Raw genomic sequence first — 21,358 nt, forward strand, 5'->3', positions numbered from 1 at the left:
TATACATATAGCGAAATCTTCCAGACCGACTCTCTAAAATCCAGCATTCCCAGGTGTTCTCGGAAATGAAGAGCGAATGTTCCCTTCGGGTGAAGTCCGACAGGGCTTCAAATGAGCGAACCGCGAAAGCGGATGGGCGGCGATGTTATTCCATTTCTGACCAACATGTATACATATAGCGAAATCTTCCAGACCGACTCTCTAAAATCCAGCATTCCCGGGTGTTCTCGGAAATGAAGAGCGAATGTTCCCTTTGGGTGAAGTCCGACAGGACTTCAAATGAGCGAACCGCGAAAGCGGATGGGCGGCGATGTTATTCCATTTCTGACCAACATCTATACATATAGCGAAATCTTCCAGACCGACTCTCTAAAATCCAGCATTCCCGGGTGTTCTCGGAAATGAAGAGCGAATGTTCCCTTCGGGTGAAGTCCGACAGGGCTTCAAATGAGCGAACCGCGAAAGCGGATGGGCGGCCATGGAATTCAATTTCTGACCAACATCTATACATATAGCGAAATCTTCCAGACCGACTCTCTAAAATCCAGCATTCCCAGGTGTTCTCGGAAATGAAGAGCGAATGTTCCCTTCGGGTGAAGTCCGACAGGGCTTCAAATGAGCGAACCGCGAAAGCGGATGGGCGGCCATGTTATTCCATTTCTGACCAACATGTATACATATAGCGAAATCTTCCAGACCGACTCTCTAAAATCCAGCATTCCCGGGTGTTCTCGGAAATGGAATAACATCCCTAATATTACCCATCCCCGTTAAAAACAATATCATTCTCGAAAACCCCAGCCCATAACCCGCATGTGGACAAGTTCCAAACCTTCTGGTATCTAAGTACCAATTCATTTCTTCTACAGGTATATCATTTGCCTCCATTTTGCTCTTCAATACCTCATATCGCTCTTCTCTCACTGATCCTCCCACTATTTCTCCAATTCCCGGAAATAAAATGTCCATAGCCGCAACCGTCTTTTCATCTTCATTAAGCCTCATGTAAAAGGCCTTAATGGAAGCTGGATAATCTGTTAATATCACCGGCTTTTTAAAGTGTTTTTCGACTAAATACCGCTCATGTTCAGACTGCAAATCTGCACCCCATTCATCAATGATAAACTGAAATTTCTTTTTCTTATTTGGCTTAGAATTCTTCAAAATTTGAATGGCTTCAGTGTATGTGAGCCTTACAAAATCATGATCTAAACAAAATTGTAACTTTTCTCTTAGTGTCATCGAAGATCGATCAGCTTGAGGCTTTGACTTCTCTTCATCCAAAAGGCGCTTCTCTAAAAACTCTAAATCCTCTTCGCAGTTCTGAATGACATAGTCAATGATGAATTTGAGCATCTCCTCAGCCAGATCCATGTTTTCCTTCAGTCCTGCAAAGGCAATTTCGGGTTCTACCATCCAGAATTCAGCCAAGTGACGAGATGTATTGGAATTTTCAGCTCTAAAGGTTGGACCAAATGTATAGACATCCGAGAAAGCTAATGCCCCCAGCTCTGCTTCTAATTGACCTGATACTGTTAAATTGGTTTCTTTGGCAAAAAAATCCTTGCGATAATCTATGGAACCGTCTTCTTTTCTTGGTGGATTTGATGGATCGATCGTGGTGACCCTAAACATTTCACCTGCACCTTCGGCATCAGAACCCGTAATGATAGGAGAATGTAAGTACAAAAATCCTTGATCGTTGAAAAACTTATGAATGGCAAATGCAGCAGCATGTCTAATCCTAAATACTGCTCCGAAAGTATTGGTTCTGAATCTAAGATGAGAAATCTCTCTTAAGAACTCCATACTATGTTTTTTGGGCTGCAAAGGATACTTTTCGGGATCTGCCTCACCGTAAATGGTGATCTCAGTAGCATGGATTTCCACACTTTGTCCCCGACCCTTTGATTCTACTAATTGACCAATAACACCAATTGCAGCTCCTACATTGATTTTTCTTCTGAGCGTTTCTTCAAAATCATCTAACCCGGCTACGGCTTGAATGGTTTTGATGGTCGAACCATCATTAATGGCTATAAACTGATTGTTTCGAAATGATCTGACCCAACCCTTTACACAAACTGACTTTCCGATTTCTCCGGAGGATAGTAAGGTTTTAATTTTAGTACGCTCCATATTGTTTTTTTATGAAGCCGCGAAGTTACTAAAAATGTCTAACCTCTCAACTTATCAATCAACTCATTCGCCTTTATAGCTTCACTTTCAGATATGTTTTTAGCTATTCTTTCATCGGAGACCTTGGCAATCTCAGGATTCAATTTTTCTAAGAGTTCAAGCCCTTTCTCTGTGATGGTAATGTCCATTTTTCTTCGGTTTGATGGACAAATACTTCGATGTGCTAAATCTTTAGAAACTAAGCGGTCCAACAATCTGGTCAAGTCCGATTTTTTGTGGATCATGACTTTTTTAATGTCTCTGGGAGAGAGTGGATTTGGCGATGACCCCTTAAGTATCCGTAGGATATTGTATTGAGGAATGGTAATTTTATGTTTAGAGACCGCAAATTTGATAGGCTTCTCTAGCCAGTTAAAGGTGTACATCAAATTCAAAACGAGCTTGTGGTGCTCTGAATTGAATTTGCTTTGTTTTATTTCTTCTTCTAGTTTCATATGGATATAAAAGAATTAGAGCCGGATCAAAAAAAAATGCTCCAGCTCTAAATTCAATTTTTATTCTGCTACGATCATAACATCTAAGTCAAATTCATCATAGATTGTTTTATCTCCTAAACCGGAGAAGAAAGATCCTGATCCGTATCTGACATCATATTTAGTTCGGTCGATTTCTAATTTAGCAGTGGCTACTTTAGCGCCATTTTCTTCTTTTACATTTGCGTAAAAATCAATAGGTTCGGTTTTGCCTTTAATGGTAAGGTCTCCGTAAACTTTATAGTCTCCGGGAGTTCCTTTAGGAGCTACTTTAGTAATAACAAACTTGGCAGTCGGATATTTATCTACTGCAAAGAAGTCTTCTGATTTTAAATGACCTTCTAATTTTCCTTTCCACTCACCTTCGAGGTCTGTTGCCACAAGGGTAGGCATGTTAACAACGAAACTACCACCAGATAATGCGCCATCAGTAAACTCAAGGTTACCATCTTGTAGTTCAACTGTTCCTTCGTGTTGACCAGTAACTTTGTAAGCTTTCCAGTTAATTTCACTTTTTGTTACATCAGCTGTATAGTTTTCTATCACAACGTTTCTAAATGAGAATGCAACTATCGTAAAAGTTGCAAGCATCAATAAAATTCCTTTTTTCATTTTAAATATTTTTGTTTTTGTCAATGTTTGAGTTATTCATGATGAACAACAGCACAAACATAATTTGTTTTTATCAATATTTGTTGTCAACAAATGTTGTTATTTAGAAAAATGTATCCGCGCCGACATTCACATTAGCATCTAATCATCTAACACATAACCATGTTTTGTAAATCATGAAAAGCGGGTGATGGTGGATTCACCTTTATTGATTTAATAATTTAGGCTTTTAAATTTATATCTTAGTTCCTCAGAATAAGTCCATACCAATGATTAGAGCAGTGCTTTTTATTTTTTTAATTCTCCCATTTAGTGTTTGGGCGCAAGAACCAGAAACGCTAGTCTTAGAAAATGCCCGATATCTGGATTTGAATTCAGGAACGTTTAAAAATGGACACCTATTCATTCGGTATGGCATTATTCAAAATATTTCTGAAAACAAATTTGTACACGACAATGCTATAGTCATAGATGCTTCAGAATACTATATCATTCCTGGACTTTTTGATTCCCATATACACTTATTTCAGTCTGGAGCTATCTATACCCGTCCCGATGCCATTGACCTGACAGCATTTAAACCTTATGAAAAAGAAAGATCGTTTCTTAGAGAAAATGCTGGTGACCTATTGAAAAGATATTTGCGATTAGGCATTACCAGCGTCATTGATATAGGAGGTCCCATGGCCAATTATTCCATCAGGGAGGAATTCAAAGATGATCCAGATTATCCCAATTTATTTTTGACAGGCCCATTAGTTTCTACTTACCAGCCTCCAGCCTATGACATAGAAGACTCTCCCATCATAAAAGTCAACAATGAGGAGGAGGCCCGGGAGCTTGTAAGAAGACAAATACCATATGAGCCCGACTTTATAAAGGTTTGGGGGATTGCATTGCCGGGAATTTCTTCTGAAGAGCTTCTTGGCATTATGAAGGCTACTGTTGATGAAAGTAGGAAAAATGACTTCAAAGTTTTTATGCATGCCACACAACTAAATACGGCCAAACTTGCAGTCAAGGCTGGAGCAGACGTCTTGGTGCATAGTGCAGCAGATGCTGAAGGCATGATTGATGAAGAATTTGTCCAAATGATTGTTGACAGCAATGTCGTCTACATACCCACACTGGTCGTTGGCCCTAATTATTCCAGGACGCTTTCAGGTCATTTTAAACCTACCAAAACAGATTTTGAGGTTTCTAACCCATTTATTTTGGGCGAAATTTTCGACTCTGAACACCTACCGGCTCAAGACAAATTTCAGCGCTGGAAAGACAACTATCCTATGGTTTTAGAACGTCAGGAATACATCGATAGTACAACGAAAGTCAATTTCAATCTATTAACCAAATATCACACCACGATAGCTACAGGGACAGATGCAGGCAACATTGGCACACTACACGCCAGCTCTTATTATGATGAAATAGATGCAATGCAAGAGGCCGGATTGTCTAATTTGCAAATGCTCAGGTCTTCAACGATTAATGGTGCAATAGCCGTTGGCAAAGAAGAAACTTTAGGTTCCATCCAGATCGGCAAAGTCGCAGATTTGGTTCTCCTCAATAGTAATCCATTAGAAAATCTTGAAAATTTAAAAGACATCGAAATGGTCGTTAAAAGCGGTAAGGTGCATCAGGCATCGCAAATTCTGGAAGTTACGCCAGCAATATTGGCACAGCAACAGCTCAATGCATATAATGCCGGAGATATCGATGCCTTTTTGGAGCCGTACAGCAATGATATTGAAATCTATAATTTTCCTGACGACTTAAGGACTAAGGGCAAAGAAGAAATGAGAGAAGGTTATGCTTCTTTCTTTAAAAACAATCCTGATCTACATTGTGAATTGGTCAATAGAATTGTCAATGGAAATACCGTTATCGACCATGAGCGCATTACAGGTGTGCAAGGATCTGGGCCATTCACCGCGATTGCTATCTATAAAATAGAAGAAGATAAGATCGCCAAAGTGTATTTTGTGCGATAACGGTTGCTCAAAAAAAGCCCTTCACAATACTTTGCAGAAAAATAGAAAGAAGGGCTTTAACTCTTTAACTCTTTAACTCTAAATATACATATTTATAATCCGCTCGTACAGCTCCTGCTGACCACTAATCTGATCCGGCTCACCATTCTGAATTGCAAAATCTCTCAGCTCTTCAAAACCAATTTCACCATTCTCAAATCGTTCTCCTACACCACTATCATATGAACTATATCTCTTCTTTCTCAGTGACTTATAATCTGAATTCTTTAGTATATTTTCAGCAATTAGCGCCGCTCTTGCAAAATTATCCATTCCACTAATGTGGGCAATAAACATATCTTCCATGTCTGTTGAATTCCTTCGCACTTTAGCATCAAAATTAATCCCTCCTGTCAATGGTTCGGATTCCAACAGGACCAACATTGCTTGAGTAAGCTCCATCAAATCAACCGGAAATTGATCCGTATCCCAGCCATTTTGATAATCTCCCCTATTGGCGTCAATGCTTCCCAACGCTCCTGCATCTGCGGCCACTTGCAGCTCATGCTCGAAAGTATGTGAAGCGAGCGTAGCATGGTTGACCTCAATGTTCAATTTGAAGTCATCCAGCAAGTCATGTTCCTGAAGAAACTGGATACATGTTGCTGCATCAAAATCATATTGATGTTTCGACGGTTCCATAGGCTTAGGTTCGATTAGAAAAGTGCCTTCGAAACCATTCTCCCGACCATAATCACGGGCTTTCTTAAGAAAAGTGGCCATATGCTCTTTCTCGCGTTTCATATCTGTGTTAAGCAGACTCATATAGCCTTCTCGCCCACCCCAGAAAACATAGTTTTGACCACCCAATTTAATCGTGGCATCTATGGAGTTCTTCACCTGAACCGCACCTCGTGCCAAAACGGCAAAATCCGGATTGGTAGATGCCCCATTCATGTATCGCGAGTGTGAGAACAAATTAGCTGTTCCCCATAATAGTTTAATTCCGGTTCCTTCCTGTTTACGAAGTGCATAGTCCGTAATAAATTTCATCCTTTTCTCATACTCCGCAATGGTATCTCCTTCATCTATCAAATCAACATCATGAAAGCAATAATAAGGTATGCCTAACTTTCCAATGAATTCAAAGGCTGCATCCATTTTATCTGTTGCGCGTTTGTATGCGTCATCGCTTTTGTTCCATTCTAAATTTCTGGTTCCCGGTCCGAATGGGTCTGCACCTGTACCACAGAAGCTATGCCAATAGGCTACGGCAAATTTAAAGTACTCTTTCATGCTTTTGCCCCGAATATTCTTACTTGGATCATAGTGGGTATAAGCCATGGGATTCTTCGAAGTTTTGCCCTCAAAAGTGATTTTTCCAATCTGAGGAAAATACGTCTTGCTCATTAGATGTTATTTTTAAGTTTATTTGTCAATTTATCTTTCCATTCCTTGTAAATGTCGAGGTAGGAAGAACGAGAAGTGGGTTGATAAGTTTTTTCTCTTTGCAGATTCGAAAACGCCTGTTTCTGATCCAACACTCTTCCTCCGATCAGTGCCCCTCTGGCTGCACCGATAGCACCATCTGTATTGTATAATTCTATAGGAATTACCATCAGGTCAGATACAGTTTGGGCAAAAAGGTCACTTAAAAACATGTTAGCCCGACCTGCTCTTATGGTCGTCAATTCTATATTGTTTTCTTTAAATGCTTCCATACCATAAGCAAATGCAAATGCGATTCCTTCTTGTACAGCTCTGGCAATATGTGCTCTGCTGTGGATATTGTAATTTAATCCTTCTATGCTGGCTTCTATGTTTTTGTTGCCCAACATTCTTTCTGCTCCATTGCCAAAAGGGAAAAAGAATAAACCCTCTGACCCGGCATCTAGAGACTCCGCTTCATTATTCATTTCTTCATAATCCTTAAAGCCAAAATTTCTTTTGACCCATGCATTGGAAATTCCTACACCATTGATGCACAATAAGACACCAATTCTTTGTTGATCTGTTGAGTAATTAACATGAGCAAAGCTGTTCACTCTTTGGCGTTCGTCTACAAATAAAGCGTCTACGACTCCATAGACCACACCTGAGGTTCCGGCAGTAGCCGCGATTTCACCAGGCTCCATGACGTTAAGCGATAAAGCATTGTTGGGTTGGTCTCCAGCTTTATAAGTTATTTTGACTTCTGGGTTAAGTCCTAGCTCATGCGCTATTTCATCAGAGATGACAGCATGTTCTGAAAAACTGGGATAATATTCAGGAATAAGGTCATGGTCAAATCCAAATTGCTTCATGATTTGATTGCTAACTTCCTGGTGTTCGAAATCCCAAAATACACCTTCTGATAATCCACTTATGGTCGTGGAAATTTTTCCCGAGAGCTTCATAGCTATGTAATCACCGGGAAGCATGATTTTATGGATTTGCTTATAAATTTCAGGTTCGTTTTCTTTTACCCATTTTAGTTTGGATGCCGTAAAGTTGCCAGGGCTATTTAATAAACAACCCAGACAAAAGGTCGAACCGATCTCTTTAAATGCTTGATCACCTATTTCAACCGCCCTACTGTCACACCATATAATGGAAGGTCTCAATACCTGCTGTTTTTCATTGACACATACCAAACCATGCATTTGATAGGAGATGCCTATGTGTGTGACATTAGCGAGTATTCCCTTTTCTTTTCCTACCTCTTCCAGACCTTTTAAATAAGCTTCCCACCACATTTCAGGATCTTGCTCGGCCCAAGATTTCTTTTCGGTGATCATGGACATTTCTGTTTTAGGATACTGCGCAGTTGCCCTTAACTTGCCTGAGTCCACCTCCACAACAGCCACTTTTACTGAAGAGCTTCCTACGTCTATTCCAAGTGCGTACTTCATTTTAGTTTTGATTGATCAAATTGATAAAGTTTGGGAGCTCTATGTGGAGCCGAGTCATCTACCTTCCCTGTTTCTTTCAAGATTTTTAGATTAGCAATTTTCCTTCTAAAATTTCTGGTGTCCTGTTTTTCTCCCAGTATGGCTTCGTAGAGTTTTTGCATTTGGGTCAATGTAAATTCTTCGGGTAGCAAGTTGTTTCCAATCGGTTTGATATCAAGATCCATTTGTAATTGACGAATGGCCGCCTCTACAAGCTCATTGTGATCAAAAATCAAACAAGGAACTCGATCTACTGCAAACCATTGTACCTTCTTTGCTCCGTTTCCAATCTTTAATTCATACTTGCCCGGGCTGATCAGCGCATAATACCCTATCGTGATGATTCTTCTGTAGTCTACTCTTTCACATGCACCGAAGGCTCCAAATTGATCGACAAAAATATCTTCGATCCCTGTTAGTCGCTTTAGCACTTCGTATGGCATGCTTTCCAGGTCAATGTTTTTGTGAACAAAATCTCCAGGTAACGCCCATTCTCCATCTTTGGGTCCGCCATGATGTTGAATCAATAACACTTTCAACTGATCATCTTCAAATCCAAGGATGACACAGTCAACGGACAAGGAGGGAATTAGATTTTCCTCCGGGGAGGGATTGATGAGAGTTTGAGAAAAGGGGTGGAATGTCATAATGACTCTAAGATAACAAATATTGTCATTATGACAATATAGGTGGGTAATAAATATTTAAATAAAATGCTAACTAGATTGTTGCATGTTCACTATAAGTCCCAGAAGCGCAATCATAAGCCCGATGTCTCCTTTAATTATATTCATTCATCGTGAAATGAATGCCGATCGCTGTAAAGCTCAGTGCAGCAGCAGCAGCACGTTCTATAATCTTATCCAGATCATTCCTTTCTTCATCGGTCCATTGACCTAAAACATAATTCACCTGCTGACCCTTGTGAAAATCACTACCAATACCCACTCGCAATCTGGCATACAAATTTCCACCCAACATCTGATCAATGTCCTTTAAACCATTATGACCACCATTTTTGCCCTTTGGCTTGATCTTAATTCTGCCGAAGGGTAGATTGAGGTCGTCTAATATGATCAACAAATTTGAGTTTTTAATTTTCTCTTTCTGCAACCAATAATTTACTGCTTTGCCACTTCTATTCATATAAGTGGACGGTTTAAGCAAAATGATCTTTCTTCCTTTGTGTTTAATTTCAGCCAGATCACCTAACATCATATCCTTCCATTCTGCATTGTGCTCTTTCGCAAGATGCTCTACTACATTAAAGCCCACATTGTGTCTTGTGCCCTCATAGTCTGCACCCATATTTCCCAAACCTACAATTAAATACTTCATTGGATCAGGCTTTTTACGCTTTTTTCTATGCTTAAAGAAATTAGTGATGAATTGGAACATAAGATCCCATTTTGAACATTTTTATTAATAAAGCAAATTTTAGTCCAAGTCTAACTAAACGATCCGCTGACTCCAAAAACAAAAATGTGTTTGTTCAGCTTAGATCCTGACAAATCTATAATGATTATCTTTGTGAAATGATTCAAAATCACAAACCTAAAAAGGGTGAATACCCGATTTTTTATAAAGGCTACATCGACACGCTAGAGGATGCTCCTCTAATCGAAACACTGAAAAAAGAGAAAGCATATGCACTGAGATGTTTTCGCAATATTCCAGATGACAAATCTGATTTTCGCTATGCCGAGGGCAAATGGACGGTCAAGCAAGTATTGATTCATATTATTGATACAGAAATGGTCTTTGGGTATCGAGGCCTTGCGATCGCCAGGGGAGAAAAACAATCACTGCCAGGCTTTGATCAGAACGATTACATGTCTGGAGTAAATCCTGAAAATACCAGTTTGGGTGAATTGATACAATGTTTTGAACATTTACGGTCTGCTAACATTTTGTTGTATGAAATGTTAGGTGGTACCGAACTTGAAAACGAGGGGACAGCCAGTGGTTACAAAGTAAAATCCAGTACCATAGGTTATTTTATAGCAGGACATTGCAAGTATCACGTCAATATCCTTAAAGATCGATATGGTATATGACTTTTTATGCATCAGATACATTGCGCTTCGCAAGAAAACTTACCCCTAGAAAACTTGCTAATGCAGCAAAAGTTTTAAGCTCATTTTACTATACTAAATACACCCGGAAAGCCACTCAATGGGGGATGCCGTTTACCATTTCCGTGGAACCAACGACGGCTTGTAATCTCAGATGTCCGGAATGTCCTTCTGGTTTAAGGGCCTTTTCCAGACCTACCGGTAATCTGAAAGAGGATTTCTTTAAAGACACCATCGAGGAGCTTTATCATGACCTGATGTATCTCATTTTCTACTTCCAGGGGGAACCTTATATTAATCCAAAGTTTTTAGATATGGTCAACTATGCGCATCAAAAAGGCATCTATACCATCACCTCCACCAATGGTCATTTCTTAAACGATGAAAATGCCAGGAAAACCATAGAATCAGGACTAGATCGCATCATCATTAGTGTAGATGGTACCACACAGGAAGTTTATGAACAATATCGTAAAGAAGGAAGCCTGGCCAATGTTTTAGCAGGAACACGAAACCTGGTTAAATGGAAAAAGAAGCTGAAAGCTTCTAATCCTCACATCATTTTTCAGTTTTTAGTTGTTAAGCCTAATGAACACCAAATTCCCGAAATCTACAGACTGGCTAAAGAGGTAGGGGTTGATGAAGTCAAACTGAAAACCGCACAAGTGTATGAATATGAAAATGGAAACCCACTGATTCCGTCTATTGATAAATATGCCAGATATCGACAGAAGGCCAATGGTAAATACGAAGTTAAAAACGAGTTGTTGAATCATTGCTGGCGATTGTGGCAATCATGCGTCATTACTTGGGATGGGATGGTGGTTCCTTGTTGTTTTGATAAAGATGCCACTTACAAACTTGGCGATCTCAAGGAACAGAGTTTTAGTGAATTATGGCAGGGTGATGCATACCAACAATTTAGAAGTCAGATTCTTTTAGGTCGCGACCAGATTGAAATCTGCACAAATTGTACAGAAGGCTGTAAAGTTTGGGCATAATCCTAAATAAACTTTTGATTTACAATCTTTTTTAAGACCTTTATGTTTCCCCTCATGAATTAACGCGGTGACACCTATGACCATGAATAACTTAATTTTAGTAAATATTAAGATTAATGTGGATTAAGTCGATTATTCAGGGTAGACTTGAATTTGGAAATGCTAAGAGTTATGAAAAGGTAGTGAAGATGTTCAATTACAGAACAGAGAACTACCATAAGAATGACATACTGTTCAAAGAAGAAGAAATCTTCTTTGAAGATGGCTTCTATATGGACCTCAAAAGATTCGTGGGACAGGTCACTCAAAAATCATTCAAAAACACCATGGACTTGCTTGGCTATTGTGCGCAGTTTGCCATATCTGGAAGCATAGATGGGTGGTTAACAGATACGGGAACAGTGCTTGCACACTCTCACGTAGAACCGAAATCTGATAAAGCCGTTGTTCAATATTTCCAGAAAGGTAAAAAGTTGGTTAAGTCAGAGGGAGAACAACAGGAAGCGATCAAGCACCTCACAAAAGCCATTGAAAAATACAATCGTCATGCTCAGGCTTATGAGCGCCGTGCAAAAGTCAATTTTATCCTCAAAAAATATCATGATGCTTTAAGAGACTATAATAAAAGCATCGGAATCGACGATACAAATCCCGCAGCCTACTATGGAAGAGGTAAAGTCCACATGATCAATGAAAATTGGAAAGAAGCTGCAGCTGATTTTGATATGGCAACCAAAAAATCAATAGCCCTCCAGAGTATCTATTGGAAAGCACGCAGACTAAAGGCGGATTGTCATATTAAACTTAAGGAGTACAAGAAAGCCGCTTTCGATCTGAAGTTGTTTAGCAACCGCTCTTTCGAGGAAGACAGCCCTAATCTAAAGTGGATGTCAGCAGTTCAGTTTAAGTACGGCAAAGTTCTGGTGGAGCTAGAAGAATATGAAGAAGCCATCAAGGCATTTAATGCATCAATTGCGGAAAGGAGTAAGCTCGATGAGATTCCAGAAAAAGAGAAGTACTTCTACCGTGGTCTGGCTAAGAAGAAGGCCGGTAAGAACGGTTCTATTAAGGACATTAAGATGGCTAAAGAGCTAGGTTTCGACAATGCTGAGAAACTTGCTGCCCAGATGGCATAACATTCCTATATCTTCGTTTCGTTAACTTAAGTATGAATAGCAAATACTTTGTACTGTTTTTGTTTTTTGTGCCAATGGTTTTAGGTGGCCAGTCTATCGTCACTGAAAACAATGCACCTAAGGCTCTTTCGAAATTGTATGAAAAAGCACAGAAATGTATTTCAGAAAATAAGGTCGAAGAAGCCATTGACAAACTAGAGAAGGCGTTAGAAAAAGAGTCTAAGTTTATTGATGCCCACCTTCAGCTTGGTGGTTTACTTTACAGCAATCAAAGTTACGAGCAAGCCATCGATCATTTTAAATCTGCCATTGACCTGGATTCCACATACAATGTTCGCGCTTACCAGGCATTGGCGCAAAGTTATGAGGCCAGTAAAAATTTCCAGGAAGCCATTGACACCTATAAGGTTTACTTGTTAAAAGATAAAAAGATCAGACCGGAATACCGAAACGAAGTTGAAAAGAAAATAAGGGATTTTGAATTTAGAAAGTATGCCCTTGCAAATCCTTTACCTTTTGACCCCGTTATGCTACCGGAAGCGATTAATAGTCCTAACTATTCTGAGTATCTACCTTCCCTGACTGCCGACGGCCAAAAACTATTTTTCACAAGAGTGACCCAAAACCAGGAAGATATCTACTATGCAGAAAAGGACTCCCTGGACAACTGGACAGAAGCACAGTTGCTTCCCAATTTAAATACGCTTGAAAACGAAGGCGCACATGCCATATCTGCCAATGGAAAAACGATACTTTTTACTTTCTGTTCAGATGGTCGGAATAGAACCCCTCGAGGGTGTAACATTTATGCTGCTTTTAAAAAAGAAGGGGTTTGGAGTCGGCCCACGTTTTTTGATGCAATAAACAGCAATGCCTGGGACAGTCAACCTTCCATTTCGGCAGATGGTGAAATCATTATTTTTGCAAGCAAGCGACCTGGTGGCCATGGTGAAAGCGATCTGTGGTGGAGCAAAAGAAATGAGGAAGGCAAGTGGTTGATACCACAGAATCTTGGACCAGTGATCAATACCCCTTTCAAAGAAGAATCACCTTTTTTACACCCTGACGGAAAGACGCTTTACTTTAAGTCTGATGGACATCCGGGCATGGGAAGTTTTGATCTGTTTAAATCTGAGCTAGGCAGCGATGGCCAATGGTCAGATCCGGTTAACTTGGGTTATCCTATCAATACCGAAGACCATGAAGGAGCCATGATCGTCGGCCTGGATGGAAAAACCGCTTATTATTCCAAAGGTAGTGGCACAGTAGGTTTTGATAGAAATCATACCGATATATATACTTTCGAGCTGCCGAAAGCATCATCAGCAGACCCTGTAGGCTTCGTAAGAATAAACGTTTATGATGCAAAAACTCACAACCCTTTGGCCGCAAGGGTGGATATTCAGTCCTCCAGCCGTTTAGCGAGGTCCAGGGTTACAGATTCCGAAGGCGAAGTTTTAGTTATTCTACCTGTAGGCGAGAACTTTAGTATAAACATTGACAAGGAGAATTATTATCTCCATTCCGAAAGGATAGAATTAGACAATCCATCCACCTCAGAAACTGCATTTGAAGTCAATATCTATTTGAAAAAAGTAGAACCGATAGTTGAAGCTGACCCTGAGCCTGTTATTCTTAAGAACGTTTTATTTGAAACCGGATCTTTTGAGCTCCTGGAGGAATCATTTTTTGAACTAAACCATCTGGTAGATTTATTAAAAGAAAATCCAGATTTGAAAATAGAAATAAGAGGACATACTGATAATGTAGGGCCGGAAGAGGATAATCAATTGCTTTCAGAAAACCGTGCAAAGTCGGTATATGAATACTTGACCAGAAAAGGGGTTCAGTCTGAAAGACTATCTTACAGGGGATTGGGGGAATCTCAGCCGATCAGTACAAATGAAACTGAAGAAGGAAGAAGATTAAACAGAAGAACTGAATTTATAACTGTAGAGTAATGGGAAGAAGGAAGAAGGCAAAAATGGTTAAAGACATCACCATTTCCGGAATCGCTGACAAGGGGATGAGTGTGGGAAGAGATGAAAATGGTACCGTTTATTTTTTACAAGGTGGTGTACCTGGTGATACGGTCAATGCTGTGATTAAAAGGAAAAAGAAAGGGGTTCCATTTGGTTTTGTTTCAGAGGTCACGGAAAAATCTGAACATCGCGTAGAACCATTTTGTGAGCATTTTGGCATTTGCGGCGGCTGCAAATGGCAACATCTAGATTATAAAATTCAAATTGAGCATAAAGAAAAACAGGTGCGGGATGCGATAAAACGCATCGCTAAAGTAGAGCCCGTCGAGTTTTTGCCCATTTTAGGAAATACAAGTTTAAGGCTTTATCGCAACAAATTGGAATATAGCTTTTCAAACAAGCGCTGGATCACGGAAGAAGAAGTAGCCTCTGGAGAAGACATTGAGCAATCCAAAGCGGTAGGGTTTCACAGACCAGGAGTATTTGATAAAATCGTTGACATCAACACCTGCCATCTTCAAGTCGATATTTCTAATCAAATCAGAAATTTTATTCAGGATTTCACGTCTTCTGAAGCATATTCCTATTATGATATCCGAGGAAATCACGGTTTTCTTCGTGAAATGGTGGTGAGGACCAATCTTAAAGGAGAGGTCATGCTGATTTTAATTTTTGGTCGAGAAGAAAAGCAAAAGATGGCGAATATCACAGAAGCTGTCCTTTCTCAGTTTCCTCAAATCGTCAGCATGTTTCACATCATAAACCCTAAAAACAATTCCTCCTTTTACGACCTCGATCCCATTCATGTTCATGGTGAACCCTACCTGAAAGAAAGATTGGGCCCTCTAGAATATAAAATTGGACCCAAGTCATTTTTTCAAACCAATACTAAACAAGCTGCGAAATTATATCAGATTGCCAGGCAATTTGCAAATATTCAACCGGATGATAATGTTTACGATCTTTATACAGGTCTAGGAAGTATCGCTCTTTTTGTAGCAGACCAATGCAAGTCTATCGTCGGAATCGAAGAGATTCCGGAAGCCATTGAATGGGCTAAAGAAAATGCTTCGCACAATCAGATCCATCATGCCAGTTTTTACGCAGGAGATGTGAAAGACCTGTGGACAGATAGATTTGTCGAAAATCACGGAGTAGCGGATATCATCATTACTGACCCCCCGAGATCGGGAATGCATAAAGAGGTAGTGGATATGTTTTTAAAGTTAGAAACTCCTAAAATCGTATACATCAGTTGCAATCCGTCCACCCAAGCTAGAGATATAGGATTATTGTCAGAAAAGTATACCTTGGAAAAAATACAACCCGTGGATATGTTCCCGCATACCCATCATGTAGAAAGTGTTGCCTTACTAAAACTAAAGACCAATGGCTGAAGATGCTGAAAAACTACTCCAGTTAGAAAATGAGTTGAAAGTTTATCGCAATGTGTTGATCAAAGCTCAGGACATCATCATGACTAAAGATGTATCTAAATACCCTATTTTTGTTTTTCATCAACACGCTATCGAAGTAGGAATTCCTATCGTAGAAAAGAAAAAGTCGAAGGGTAATTGGAATATTCACGCTTCCAGTCTCGAAGAATTTCACTCTAAATCTCTGATTCCTTCAGAAAATATTGACAAGTTCAAGGAGGCATACAAGGATACAGACACCCATCTTTGCTTATTTGTAATCAGTGAGCTCGGGGCACAATTCATTTTTCTTGAACAATAATTAGTCAAGTCTACCAACCCTTTTTAACCCTTTTCCGTCTTAATGAATAGATGTTTTTACGCGTAAAAGCATGATTAAAATTGAAGAGGTAATGCTTACCCATTTGCTTCATTGAAAAAACTTTAAAATAGAATTAATGAAAACTTTAAAATTATTATGCGCTTTTGTTTTCCTTGGCCTTCTCAGCCAATCCTGCCTCGAGGACAAATGCGATGCCACAAGAGAATACGTCAGATACAATCCTGTGTACATGAGCGGACAGGAATTGGCTTATGATGTTAGGACCGTAGACGGGCGATCTCTTGAAAATCCCGGTAAAATATATTTCTATCAAAACTACTTATTCATTAATGAGAAGGGTGTGGGAATTCATATTTATGACAATGCTGATCCAAGCAGTCCTAAATATGTGACTTTTTATAATCTTCCAGGAAATTTCGACATGGCCATTAAGAATAAGACCCTTTTCGCTGATAACCCATTGTTTCTCATGGCGATCAATATAGAAGACATTAAGAATCCAGTGCTGACCAGTCGAGATCGTATCAAACCTGAAGAGGATTGGCTTTATGAAAATCTTGATCAACGACATGTGGTTTACCACACGAGATCAAATATTGTCGAGACCTTTGATTGTTCGGACCAGAATTTTGGGCAACGCTTTTTTAGAAGAGATGATATGGTGTGGTTTGCTGAAGGCAATGGAATTACGTTTGATCGTGGTGGTTTTAACGCTAATAATGTTCTTAGTTTTGGAGAATCTTCAAGTTCAGGTAATTCAGGAGTAGGAGGCTCATTTGCCAGATTCACGATCTATGATGACTACTTATACACTGTTGATCAGTCGTCTTTGAATATTTGGGATATTGCCAATGAAGCAAATCCCGAAAGAATTACTAGCAAGCACCTTGGATGGGGTATAGAAACTATTTTTCCTTATCAAGACAAATTATTTATCGGTAGTAATGCCGGTATGTTTATTTTTGATAATTCAGACCCATCTAATCCACTACAGACTGCCGAATTCAGACATGCTCAAGCCTGTGATCCTGTTGTAGTGCAAGATGACATTGCTTATGTGACTTTAAGAGATGGCAACCAATGCAATGGATTTGACAACCAACTCGATGTTATCGACGTCAGTAACATTTACAGACCTAGCCTCATCAAATCTTATGATATGAAACATCCACATGGTCTTGCCATCAGAGATAATAATTTATTTATCTGTGAAGGCAATTTCGGGTTAAAGGTTTTTGATGCCAGCGATGCTGAAGCCATTACCAGAAACGAATTGGCTCATCTTTCGGATATCAATGCCTACGACGTCATCTCTTTGAATTCAGAACTGCTATTCCTGGTAGGTAGTGATGGTTTTTTCCAATACAATGTAAAAGATCCAAAGCGACCTTCATTAATCAGTTCCATATTGGTTGAAAACTAGACCCATTAACATGCAAACACTAAATAAACTTTTATTGATCATTCTACTTTTTTTAGGATTGCAAAACCTGGAAGCTCAGAATGAATCTTTAATCTACAAAGACCTCATTTTTCTTAATCATGGTAGCAAGATCGTTGGCGCCATAACCGAATATCATCCTGATGATAGCGTAACCATGAAACTAAAGAATGGAAATGAACTTACTTTTTATGCGAATCAGATCAAAAGGATCGTTATGCACGAAGAAAAGGAAAGGAGCGTTTCTAGAGCTGTTATTCCGATGAAAACACAAAGATTTTTCCACGAGGCTCAAGTAGGCTTGTTGTCTAACAATAATGGCAATGGTGTAACCTTATCTTATAACTTGCTCTATCAAAAGAATGCGATGGTCGCTTTCGGGGGTGGGTTTGGAATGGATAATTACTATGCGGCACCAGGTAGAGAAATTTTCCCAATTTTTGCTAATGCGAAAATAAACTTAACTTCAGGGAACAATGTGCCCTATGTCGGTATGAAAATGGGTTATGGGATGGCGTTTAAAAGGGAAGAATATAACATAACACAAGCTGATGGAGGTTTGATGACCAATCCATATGTAGGATTGAGACTTGGATCCCGAGGTTTAATGGTCAATCTTTTCGCAGGACTACGTTTTCAAAAGGTGGATTATATTTTAAGTAATTCATGGGAGACAAGACGTGAAGATATTTTGCACAGACGATTAGAATTTGGAATGGCTTTAATGCTATAAAGAAACATGATGTAGGATCTCATGTAAAATTGCATAACTATGTAATGCCGGACCAGTAATAAACTGGTCCGGTTTTTTTATGCGTTAAACTATCGTTAAAATTTGAAGTGTTTTCTACTGAGGAAGGCTACAATTCGTTAATTAACAGTGGATTAGAATTTGAATGCAACCTTAACATTTTGATAATAAGGAAACTTTTAGATCCTGATTCAGTCTTATAAGAACAAGAGCGAGAAAATCGTATTTTTGCCTCGCTCAATTTCAAAATTGAAAAACAGATGTTATGATCAAGAAAATATTAGTCCTAGCTGCTATGGTAATAACGATGAGCTTTAGTTCTAACGCTCAAAGAATTGCTATAATAGACGTTAATTCGATACTTGGAGATATGTCAGAGTACAAAGTTGCCCAGCAAGAAGTTGACAAAATCGCAGCTGCATGGAGGCAGGAAATAGGTGTTGAGTACGATAAGATCAAAAGTATGTACAATAAATATCAAGCGGAACAAGTGCTTTTAAGTGACGAACAAAAGACTGAAAAAGAGAACGAAATCATGGAGGCTGAAAAGAGAGTCCGTGAAATGCAAAAGCAGAAATTCGGGCCAGAAGGTGACTTATTTAAGAAAAGACAAGAATTGGTCCAGCCCATACAGGAAAAAGTATTTGCTACCATTGAGGAGTTTGCAAGCGATCGAGGATACGATATTATTTTCGACAAAGCAGGTTCTGCGGGTATTTTATTTACCAGCGATGAATACGACAAAACCTTAGACGTTAAAAGAAAACTGGGTTTAAAATAAAATTTTATTTTTGCAGCCTTATTAGAATAAACATATATTTAAAGTAGATTATGAAAAAGACTATCATACTCGGAATTTTATTCATGTGTATCGGATTTTTTGCAAATGCTCAGAAATTTGGTATTGTGAATTCACAGGAGATCATCCAATTGTTACCAGAAGTAAAGGAGGCTTCTGCCAATATTGAGACTTTCGGTAATCAATTACAGAAGGTATACCAGCAAAAGATTACTTCTTTGCAGACTAAGTACCAGGATCTAGAGAGAAAGCAGGCTCAAGGTGAGATCTCTCCCAAGCAATTAGAAGAAGAAGCTAAGAAACTGAAGGAGGAAGAAATGCAACTGGCTCAGTATGAGCAAACCAGCCAACAGCAAATAGTAGATAAGCAGAATACATTGATGAAGCCTATCATGGATAAAATCACACAAGCCATTAATGAGGTAGCCAAGGAAAATGGATACACTTATATTTTCGATGGTAGTGTTGGGTTTGTACTATATGCAGATGAAACTACAGACGTTTCTAACTTAGTAAAAGGAAAATTGGGATTGTAATCCCGACCTATTTGAGAACAAATAGCTACATGTCTTCGATCACCTGTTGATCGAAGGCATTTTTATTTATACACTTTTTCATAGGCATCATTGTCGATCCATCTTCCCCACAACCAATTGTAACCGTGGATTTTCTTTGTTTTTTCATTGCTGGTTGTTTCCAGCTCATAACCTTTATTGGCCCACTCGAAAATGGAACCGTATAGATTGTAAACTTCTGAAAATCCCAAAGCTTTTGCCTGCTCTGCAATCTTTTCGCTTCTGTACCCAATAGAGCAATAAAATACCAATTTTTTGTTTTTATCCAGAGATTTGATCATCCCTATCTCCGGCTCTTCATAGCCAACATAAAGCGCTTTAGGAATATGACTAACATTATATTCTTCACGCTCCCTTGCATCCAGGATTACATATTCATCCATATGACCATGGAGTTCTTCCACACTTATGACCGGAACAGAAAAATCAATGGTTCGATCGATCATTTTCTTAAACCTTTCATTTTCTAACTGAATATCCGTGCCTTTTTTGTCTTGCGCGGTGATTGCACAAGAAGCCGTCAACATATAAATCATGAGTGCGCTTACTAGTCTAATCATAACTAATCAATTTGAATAGGGCCTGGCCCAACTTTATCATTAATGATTAATCCATTAACACAGTATTGTTTTAATTCGTTTTGAATAAATTCATTGATTTGTTCTGCTTCACTATCCGGGTAAAGTAAATGTACATTGGGTCCCGCGTCAAGACTGAAATATAAGTGAGCTCCAGTATCTTTTCTATATCCACGCACTTTCTTTATGACAGCCAGGGTAGCTGGTTCCATCAAGATGTACGAAGGGTTGGAAACCATCATGAGTGCGTGCAAACTCATGGCCTCCTGTTCTGCAATTTTACCAAAACGTTCTATATCTCCTTGTTTGAGGGCTTCCAGAAGATAAAAAAGCTGTCGTTTTGCTTCATCGTACCTTGTAGATGCATATGTATTTGTATCCATTAAAGCATGACCATCTGAAGAAGAAACTGACTTTTCTGTAGAACTTACAATAAGTATATCGTCGTGTAAAGAATGGAAAGTTGGATGCACTTTTTCCTTCATAGGAATGGCATACTCATCTGAAGAGCCTTCTACATCTCCTGTTTTACCCCATAAGGCCCAACTATCAAAGATGGAACGGGATGCGCTTCCACTTCCCAGTCTGGCCAGTAGAGATGCTTTTCTTTCAAAATCCTCTATTTCTGGCAAGGAGTTGAATAGTTCATCCTCAATTGTGGTTATGCATAAAGCCAGAGCGCTCATTGCTGAGGCAGAAGAAGCAATTCCTGAAGAATGAGGAAAAGTATTTTCACTTTTGATATCAAACTGCAACTGTTCTATAAAAGGAACAAATGGCTTTATTGATGTGAGGTACCTCTTAATTCTTTCCTGAAATTTAGGGAGTTGTTTGCCCTCGAACTCAAAGGTAACCTCCGCTCCACCACTGTAATTACTTCTTTGTTGATACTCAACAGTAGTTTTAGAAATAGCATTGGTCAGGGTCATACTAAGAGATGGATTATTAGGCAATTGAATACCATGTTTACCCCAATATTTGATGATAGCAAGGTTAGAAGGACTATGCCAGGTCACTTTTCCATTGACATTCTTACTATCTGCGAGTCTAAGCTTATCGTAATTTTCCATTATACAAA

At 39.2% G+C, this 21,358-nt stretch carries 20 protein-coding genes; 11 read left to right on the top strand and 9 right to left on the bottom strand.

Annotated features, from left to right (window positions below; translation table 11 throughout):
* Positions 1-705 precede the first annotated feature (705 nt).
* The 3 genes from asnS to L2567_RS13965 are packed head-to-tail and all read right to left on the bottom strand — an operon-like array spanning position 706 to position 3,284.
* Entirely contained in the window at positions 706-2,139 is a 1,434-nt protein-coding gene (asnS, locus tag L2567_RS13955; RefSeq protein WP_235298410.1) for an asparagine--tRNA ligase, read from the bottom strand.
* 38 nt (positions 2,140-2,177) lie between these two features.
* On the bottom strand, positions 2,178-2,633 hold the full coding sequence (locus tag L2567_RS13960; RefSeq protein WP_235298411.1) for a MarR family winged helix-turn-helix transcriptional regulator: 456 nt from the start codon (positions 2,631-2,633) through the stop codon (positions 2,178-2,180).
* 60 nt (positions 2,634-2,693) lie between these two features.
* Positions 2,694-3,284, bottom strand: a complete 591-nt coding sequence (locus tag L2567_RS13965; RefSeq protein WP_235298412.1) for a YceI family protein — start codon at positions 3,282-3,284, stop codon at positions 2,694-2,696.
* A gap of 269 nt (positions 3,285-3,553) precedes the next feature.
* Between L2567_RS13965 and L2567_RS13970 the strand changes: the two genes are divergently transcribed.
* Complete coding sequence (locus L2567_RS13970; protein WP_235298413.1) at positions 3,554-5,275, top strand: amidohydrolase family protein; 1,722 nt, start codon at positions 3,554-3,556, stop codon at positions 5,273-5,275.
* Between the two features lie 78 nt (positions 5,276-5,353).
* On the opposite strand, the gene xylA is transcribed toward L2567_RS13970, so the two are convergent.
* The 4 genes from xylA to pth all read right to left on the bottom strand — a co-directional run bounded on the left by xylA (position 5,354) and on the right by pth (position 9,522).
* Positions 5,354-6,664 carry a xylose isomerase gene (gene xylA, locus L2567_RS13975; RefSeq protein ID WP_235298414.1) on the bottom strand — a complete coding sequence of 437 codons (1,311 nt, stop codon included), beginning with the start codon at positions 6,662-6,664 and terminating at the stop codon, positions 5,354-5,356.
* On the bottom strand, positions 6,664-8,145 hold the full coding sequence (locus tag L2567_RS13980; protein ID WP_235298415.1) for a xylulokinase: 1,482 nt from the start codon (positions 8,143-8,145) through the stop codon (positions 6,664-6,666). Before L2567_RS13980 ends, xylA begins: the two co-directional genes overlap by 1 nt.
* Positions 8,142-8,831, bottom strand: a complete 690-nt coding sequence (locus L2567_RS13985) for an NUDIX hydrolase (protein ID WP_235298416.1) — start codon at positions 8,829-8,831, stop codon at positions 8,142-8,144. The genes L2567_RS13980 and L2567_RS13985 overlap by 4 nt, the downstream gene beginning before the upstream one ends.
* Positions 8,832-8,964: 133 nt before the next feature.
* Entirely contained in the window at positions 8,965-9,522 is a 558-nt protein-coding gene (pth, locus tag L2567_RS13990; protein WP_235298417.1) for an aminoacyl-tRNA hydrolase, read from the bottom strand.
* Between the two features lie 197 nt (positions 9,523-9,719).
* On the opposite strand from pth, the gene L2567_RS13995 reads away from it, so the two are divergent.
* From L2567_RS13995 to L2567_RS14040, 10 genes are all read left to right on the top strand, one after another.
* The gene (locus L2567_RS13995) at positions 9,720-10,241 is read left to right on the top strand and encodes a DinB family protein (protein ID WP_235298418.1); all 522 of its coding nucleotides are present in this window, start codon (positions 9,720-9,722) and stop codon (positions 10,239-10,241) included.
* Entirely contained in the window at positions 10,238-11,260 is a 1,023-nt protein-coding gene (locus tag L2567_RS14000) for an SPASM domain-containing protein (protein WP_235298419.1), read from the top strand. Before L2567_RS13995 ends, L2567_RS14000 begins: the two co-directional genes overlap by 4 nt.
* A 116-nt stretch (positions 11,261-11,376) precedes the next feature.
* A complete protein-coding gene (locus L2567_RS14005; RefSeq protein ID WP_235298420.1) occupies positions 11,377-12,396 on the top strand; it encodes a tetratricopeptide repeat protein in 1,020 nt (339 codons plus the stop codon).
* 32 nt (positions 12,397-12,428) lie between these two features.
* Positions 12,429-14,357, top strand: a complete 1,929-nt coding sequence (locus L2567_RS14010; protein ID WP_235298421.1) for an OmpA family protein — start codon at positions 12,429-12,431, stop codon at positions 14,355-14,357.
* Positions 14,357-15,775, top strand: coding sequence for a 23S rRNA (uracil(1939)-C(5))-methyltransferase RlmD (gene rlmD, locus L2567_RS14015; RefSeq protein ID WP_235298422.1), 1,419 nt, complete (start codon positions 14,357-14,359; stop codon positions 15,773-15,775). Before L2567_RS14010 ends, rlmD begins: the two co-directional genes overlap by 1 nt.
* Positions 15,768-16,115 (top strand): hypothetical protein, encoded by a 348-nt coding sequence (locus L2567_RS14020; RefSeq protein ID WP_235298423.1) that lies wholly within the window; start codon positions 15,768-15,770, stop codon positions 16,113-16,115. Before rlmD ends, L2567_RS14020 begins: the two co-directional genes overlap by 8 nt.
* Positions 16,116-16,251: 136 nt before the next feature.
* Positions 16,252-17,559 (top strand): LVIVD repeat-containing protein, encoded by a 1,308-nt coding sequence (locus L2567_RS14025; RefSeq protein WP_235298424.1) that lies wholly within the window; start codon positions 16,252-16,254, stop codon positions 17,557-17,559.
* Positions 17,560-17,569: 10 nt separating this feature from the next.
* Complete coding sequence (locus L2567_RS14030; protein WP_235298425.1) at positions 17,570-18,310, top strand: hypothetical protein; 741 nt, start codon at positions 17,570-17,572, stop codon at positions 18,308-18,310.
* A gap of 283 nt (positions 18,311-18,593) precedes the next feature.
* Positions 18,594-19,109, top strand: coding sequence for an OmpH family outer membrane protein (locus L2567_RS14035; protein WP_235298426.1), 516 nt, complete (start codon positions 18,594-18,596; stop codon positions 19,107-19,109).
* A 50-nt stretch (positions 19,110-19,159) separates the two neighbouring features.
* Complete coding sequence (locus L2567_RS14040; protein WP_235298427.1) at positions 19,160-19,663, top strand: OmpH family outer membrane protein; 504 nt, start codon at positions 19,160-19,162, stop codon at positions 19,661-19,663.
* 62 nt (positions 19,664-19,725) lie between these two features.
* On the opposite strand, the gene L2567_RS14045 is transcribed toward L2567_RS14040, so the two are convergent.
* The gene (locus L2567_RS14045; RefSeq protein ID WP_235298428.1) at positions 19,726-20,262 is read right to left on the bottom strand and encodes a rhodanese-like domain-containing protein; all 537 of its coding nucleotides are present in this window, start codon (positions 20,260-20,262) and stop codon (positions 19,726-19,728) included.
* 2 nt (positions 20,263-20,264) lie between these two features.
* Positions 20,265-21,350, bottom strand: coding sequence for a diphosphomevalonate/mevalonate 3,5-bisphosphate decarboxylase family protein (locus tag L2567_RS14050; RefSeq protein ID WP_235298429.1), 1,086 nt, complete (start codon positions 21,348-21,350; stop codon positions 20,265-20,267).
* Between the last annotated feature and the right edge of the window lie 8 nt (positions 21,351-21,358).

The organism is Portibacter marinus, from assembly GCF_021533195.1.
In the GTDB taxonomy this organism is placed as follows: Bacteria; Bacteroidota; Bacteroidia; order Chitinophagales; family Saprospiraceae; genus Portibacter; species Portibacter marinus.

Excerpts from the sequence above, each read along its gene's own strand:
- asnS (WP_235298410.1), bottom strand. The coding sequence starts at position 2,139 with ATGGAGCGTACTAAAATTAAAACCTTACTATCCTCCGGAGAAATCGGA.
- L2567_RS13960 (WP_235298411.1), bottom strand. The coding sequence starts at position 2,633 with ATGAAACTAGAAGAAGAAATAAAACAAAGCAAATTCAATTCAGAGCAC.
- L2567_RS13965 (WP_235298412.1), bottom strand. The coding sequence starts at position 3,284 with ATGAAAAAAGGAATTTTATTGATGCTTGCAACTTTTACGATAGTTGCA.
- L2567_RS13970 (WP_235298413.1), top strand. The coding sequence starts at position 3,554 with ATGATTAGAGCAGTGCTTTTTATTTTTTTAATTCTCCCATTTAGTGTT.
- xylA (WP_235298414.1), bottom strand. The coding sequence starts at position 6,664 with ATGAGCAAGACGTATTTTCCTCAGATTGGAAAAATCACTTTTGAGGGC.
- L2567_RS13980 (WP_235298415.1), bottom strand. The coding sequence starts at position 8,145 with ATGAAGTACGCACTTGGAATAGACGTAGGAAGCTCTTCAGTAAAAGTG.
- L2567_RS13985 (WP_235298416.1), bottom strand. The coding sequence starts at position 8,831 with ATGACATTCCACCCCTTTTCTCAAACTCTCATCAATCCCTCCCCGGAG.
- pth (WP_235298417.1), bottom strand. The coding sequence starts at position 9,522 with ATGAAGTATTTAATTGTAGGTTTGGGAAATATGGGTGCAGACTATGAG.
- L2567_RS13995 (WP_235298418.1), top strand. The coding sequence starts at position 9,720 with ATGATTCAAAATCACAAACCTAAAAAGGGTGAATACCCGATTTTTTAT.
- L2567_RS14000 (WP_235298419.1), top strand. The coding sequence starts at position 10,238 with ATGACTTTTTATGCATCAGATACATTGCGCTTCGCAAGAAAACTTACC.
- L2567_RS14005 (WP_235298420.1), top strand. The coding sequence starts at position 11,377 with ATGTGGATTAAGTCGATTATTCAGGGTAGACTTGAATTTGGAAATGCT.
- L2567_RS14010 (WP_235298421.1), top strand. The coding sequence starts at position 12,429 with ATGAATAGCAAATACTTTGTACTGTTTTTGTTTTTTGTGCCAATGGTT.
- rlmD (WP_235298422.1), top strand. The coding sequence starts at position 14,357 with ATGGGAAGAAGGAAGAAGGCAAAAATGGTTAAAGACATCACCATTTCC.
- L2567_RS14020 (WP_235298423.1), top strand. The coding sequence starts at position 15,768 with ATGGCTGAAGATGCTGAAAAACTACTCCAGTTAGAAAATGAGTTGAAA.
- L2567_RS14025 (WP_235298424.1), top strand. The coding sequence starts at position 16,252 with ATGAAAACTTTAAAATTATTATGCGCTTTTGTTTTCCTTGGCCTTCTC.
- L2567_RS14030 (WP_235298425.1), top strand. The coding sequence starts at position 17,570 with ATGCAAACACTAAATAAACTTTTATTGATCATTCTACTTTTTTTAGGA.
- L2567_RS14035 (WP_235298426.1), top strand. The coding sequence starts at position 18,594 with ATGATCAAGAAAATATTAGTCCTAGCTGCTATGGTAATAACGATGAGC.
- L2567_RS14040 (WP_235298427.1), top strand. The coding sequence starts at position 19,160 with ATGAAAAAGACTATCATACTCGGAATTTTATTCATGTGTATCGGATTT.
- L2567_RS14045 (WP_235298428.1), bottom strand. The coding sequence starts at position 20,262 with ATGATTAGACTAGTAAGCGCACTCATGATTTATATGTTGACGGCTTCT.
- L2567_RS14050 (WP_235298429.1), bottom strand. The coding sequence starts at position 21,350 with ATGGAAAATTACGATAAGCTTAGACTCGCAGATAGTAAGAATGTCAAT.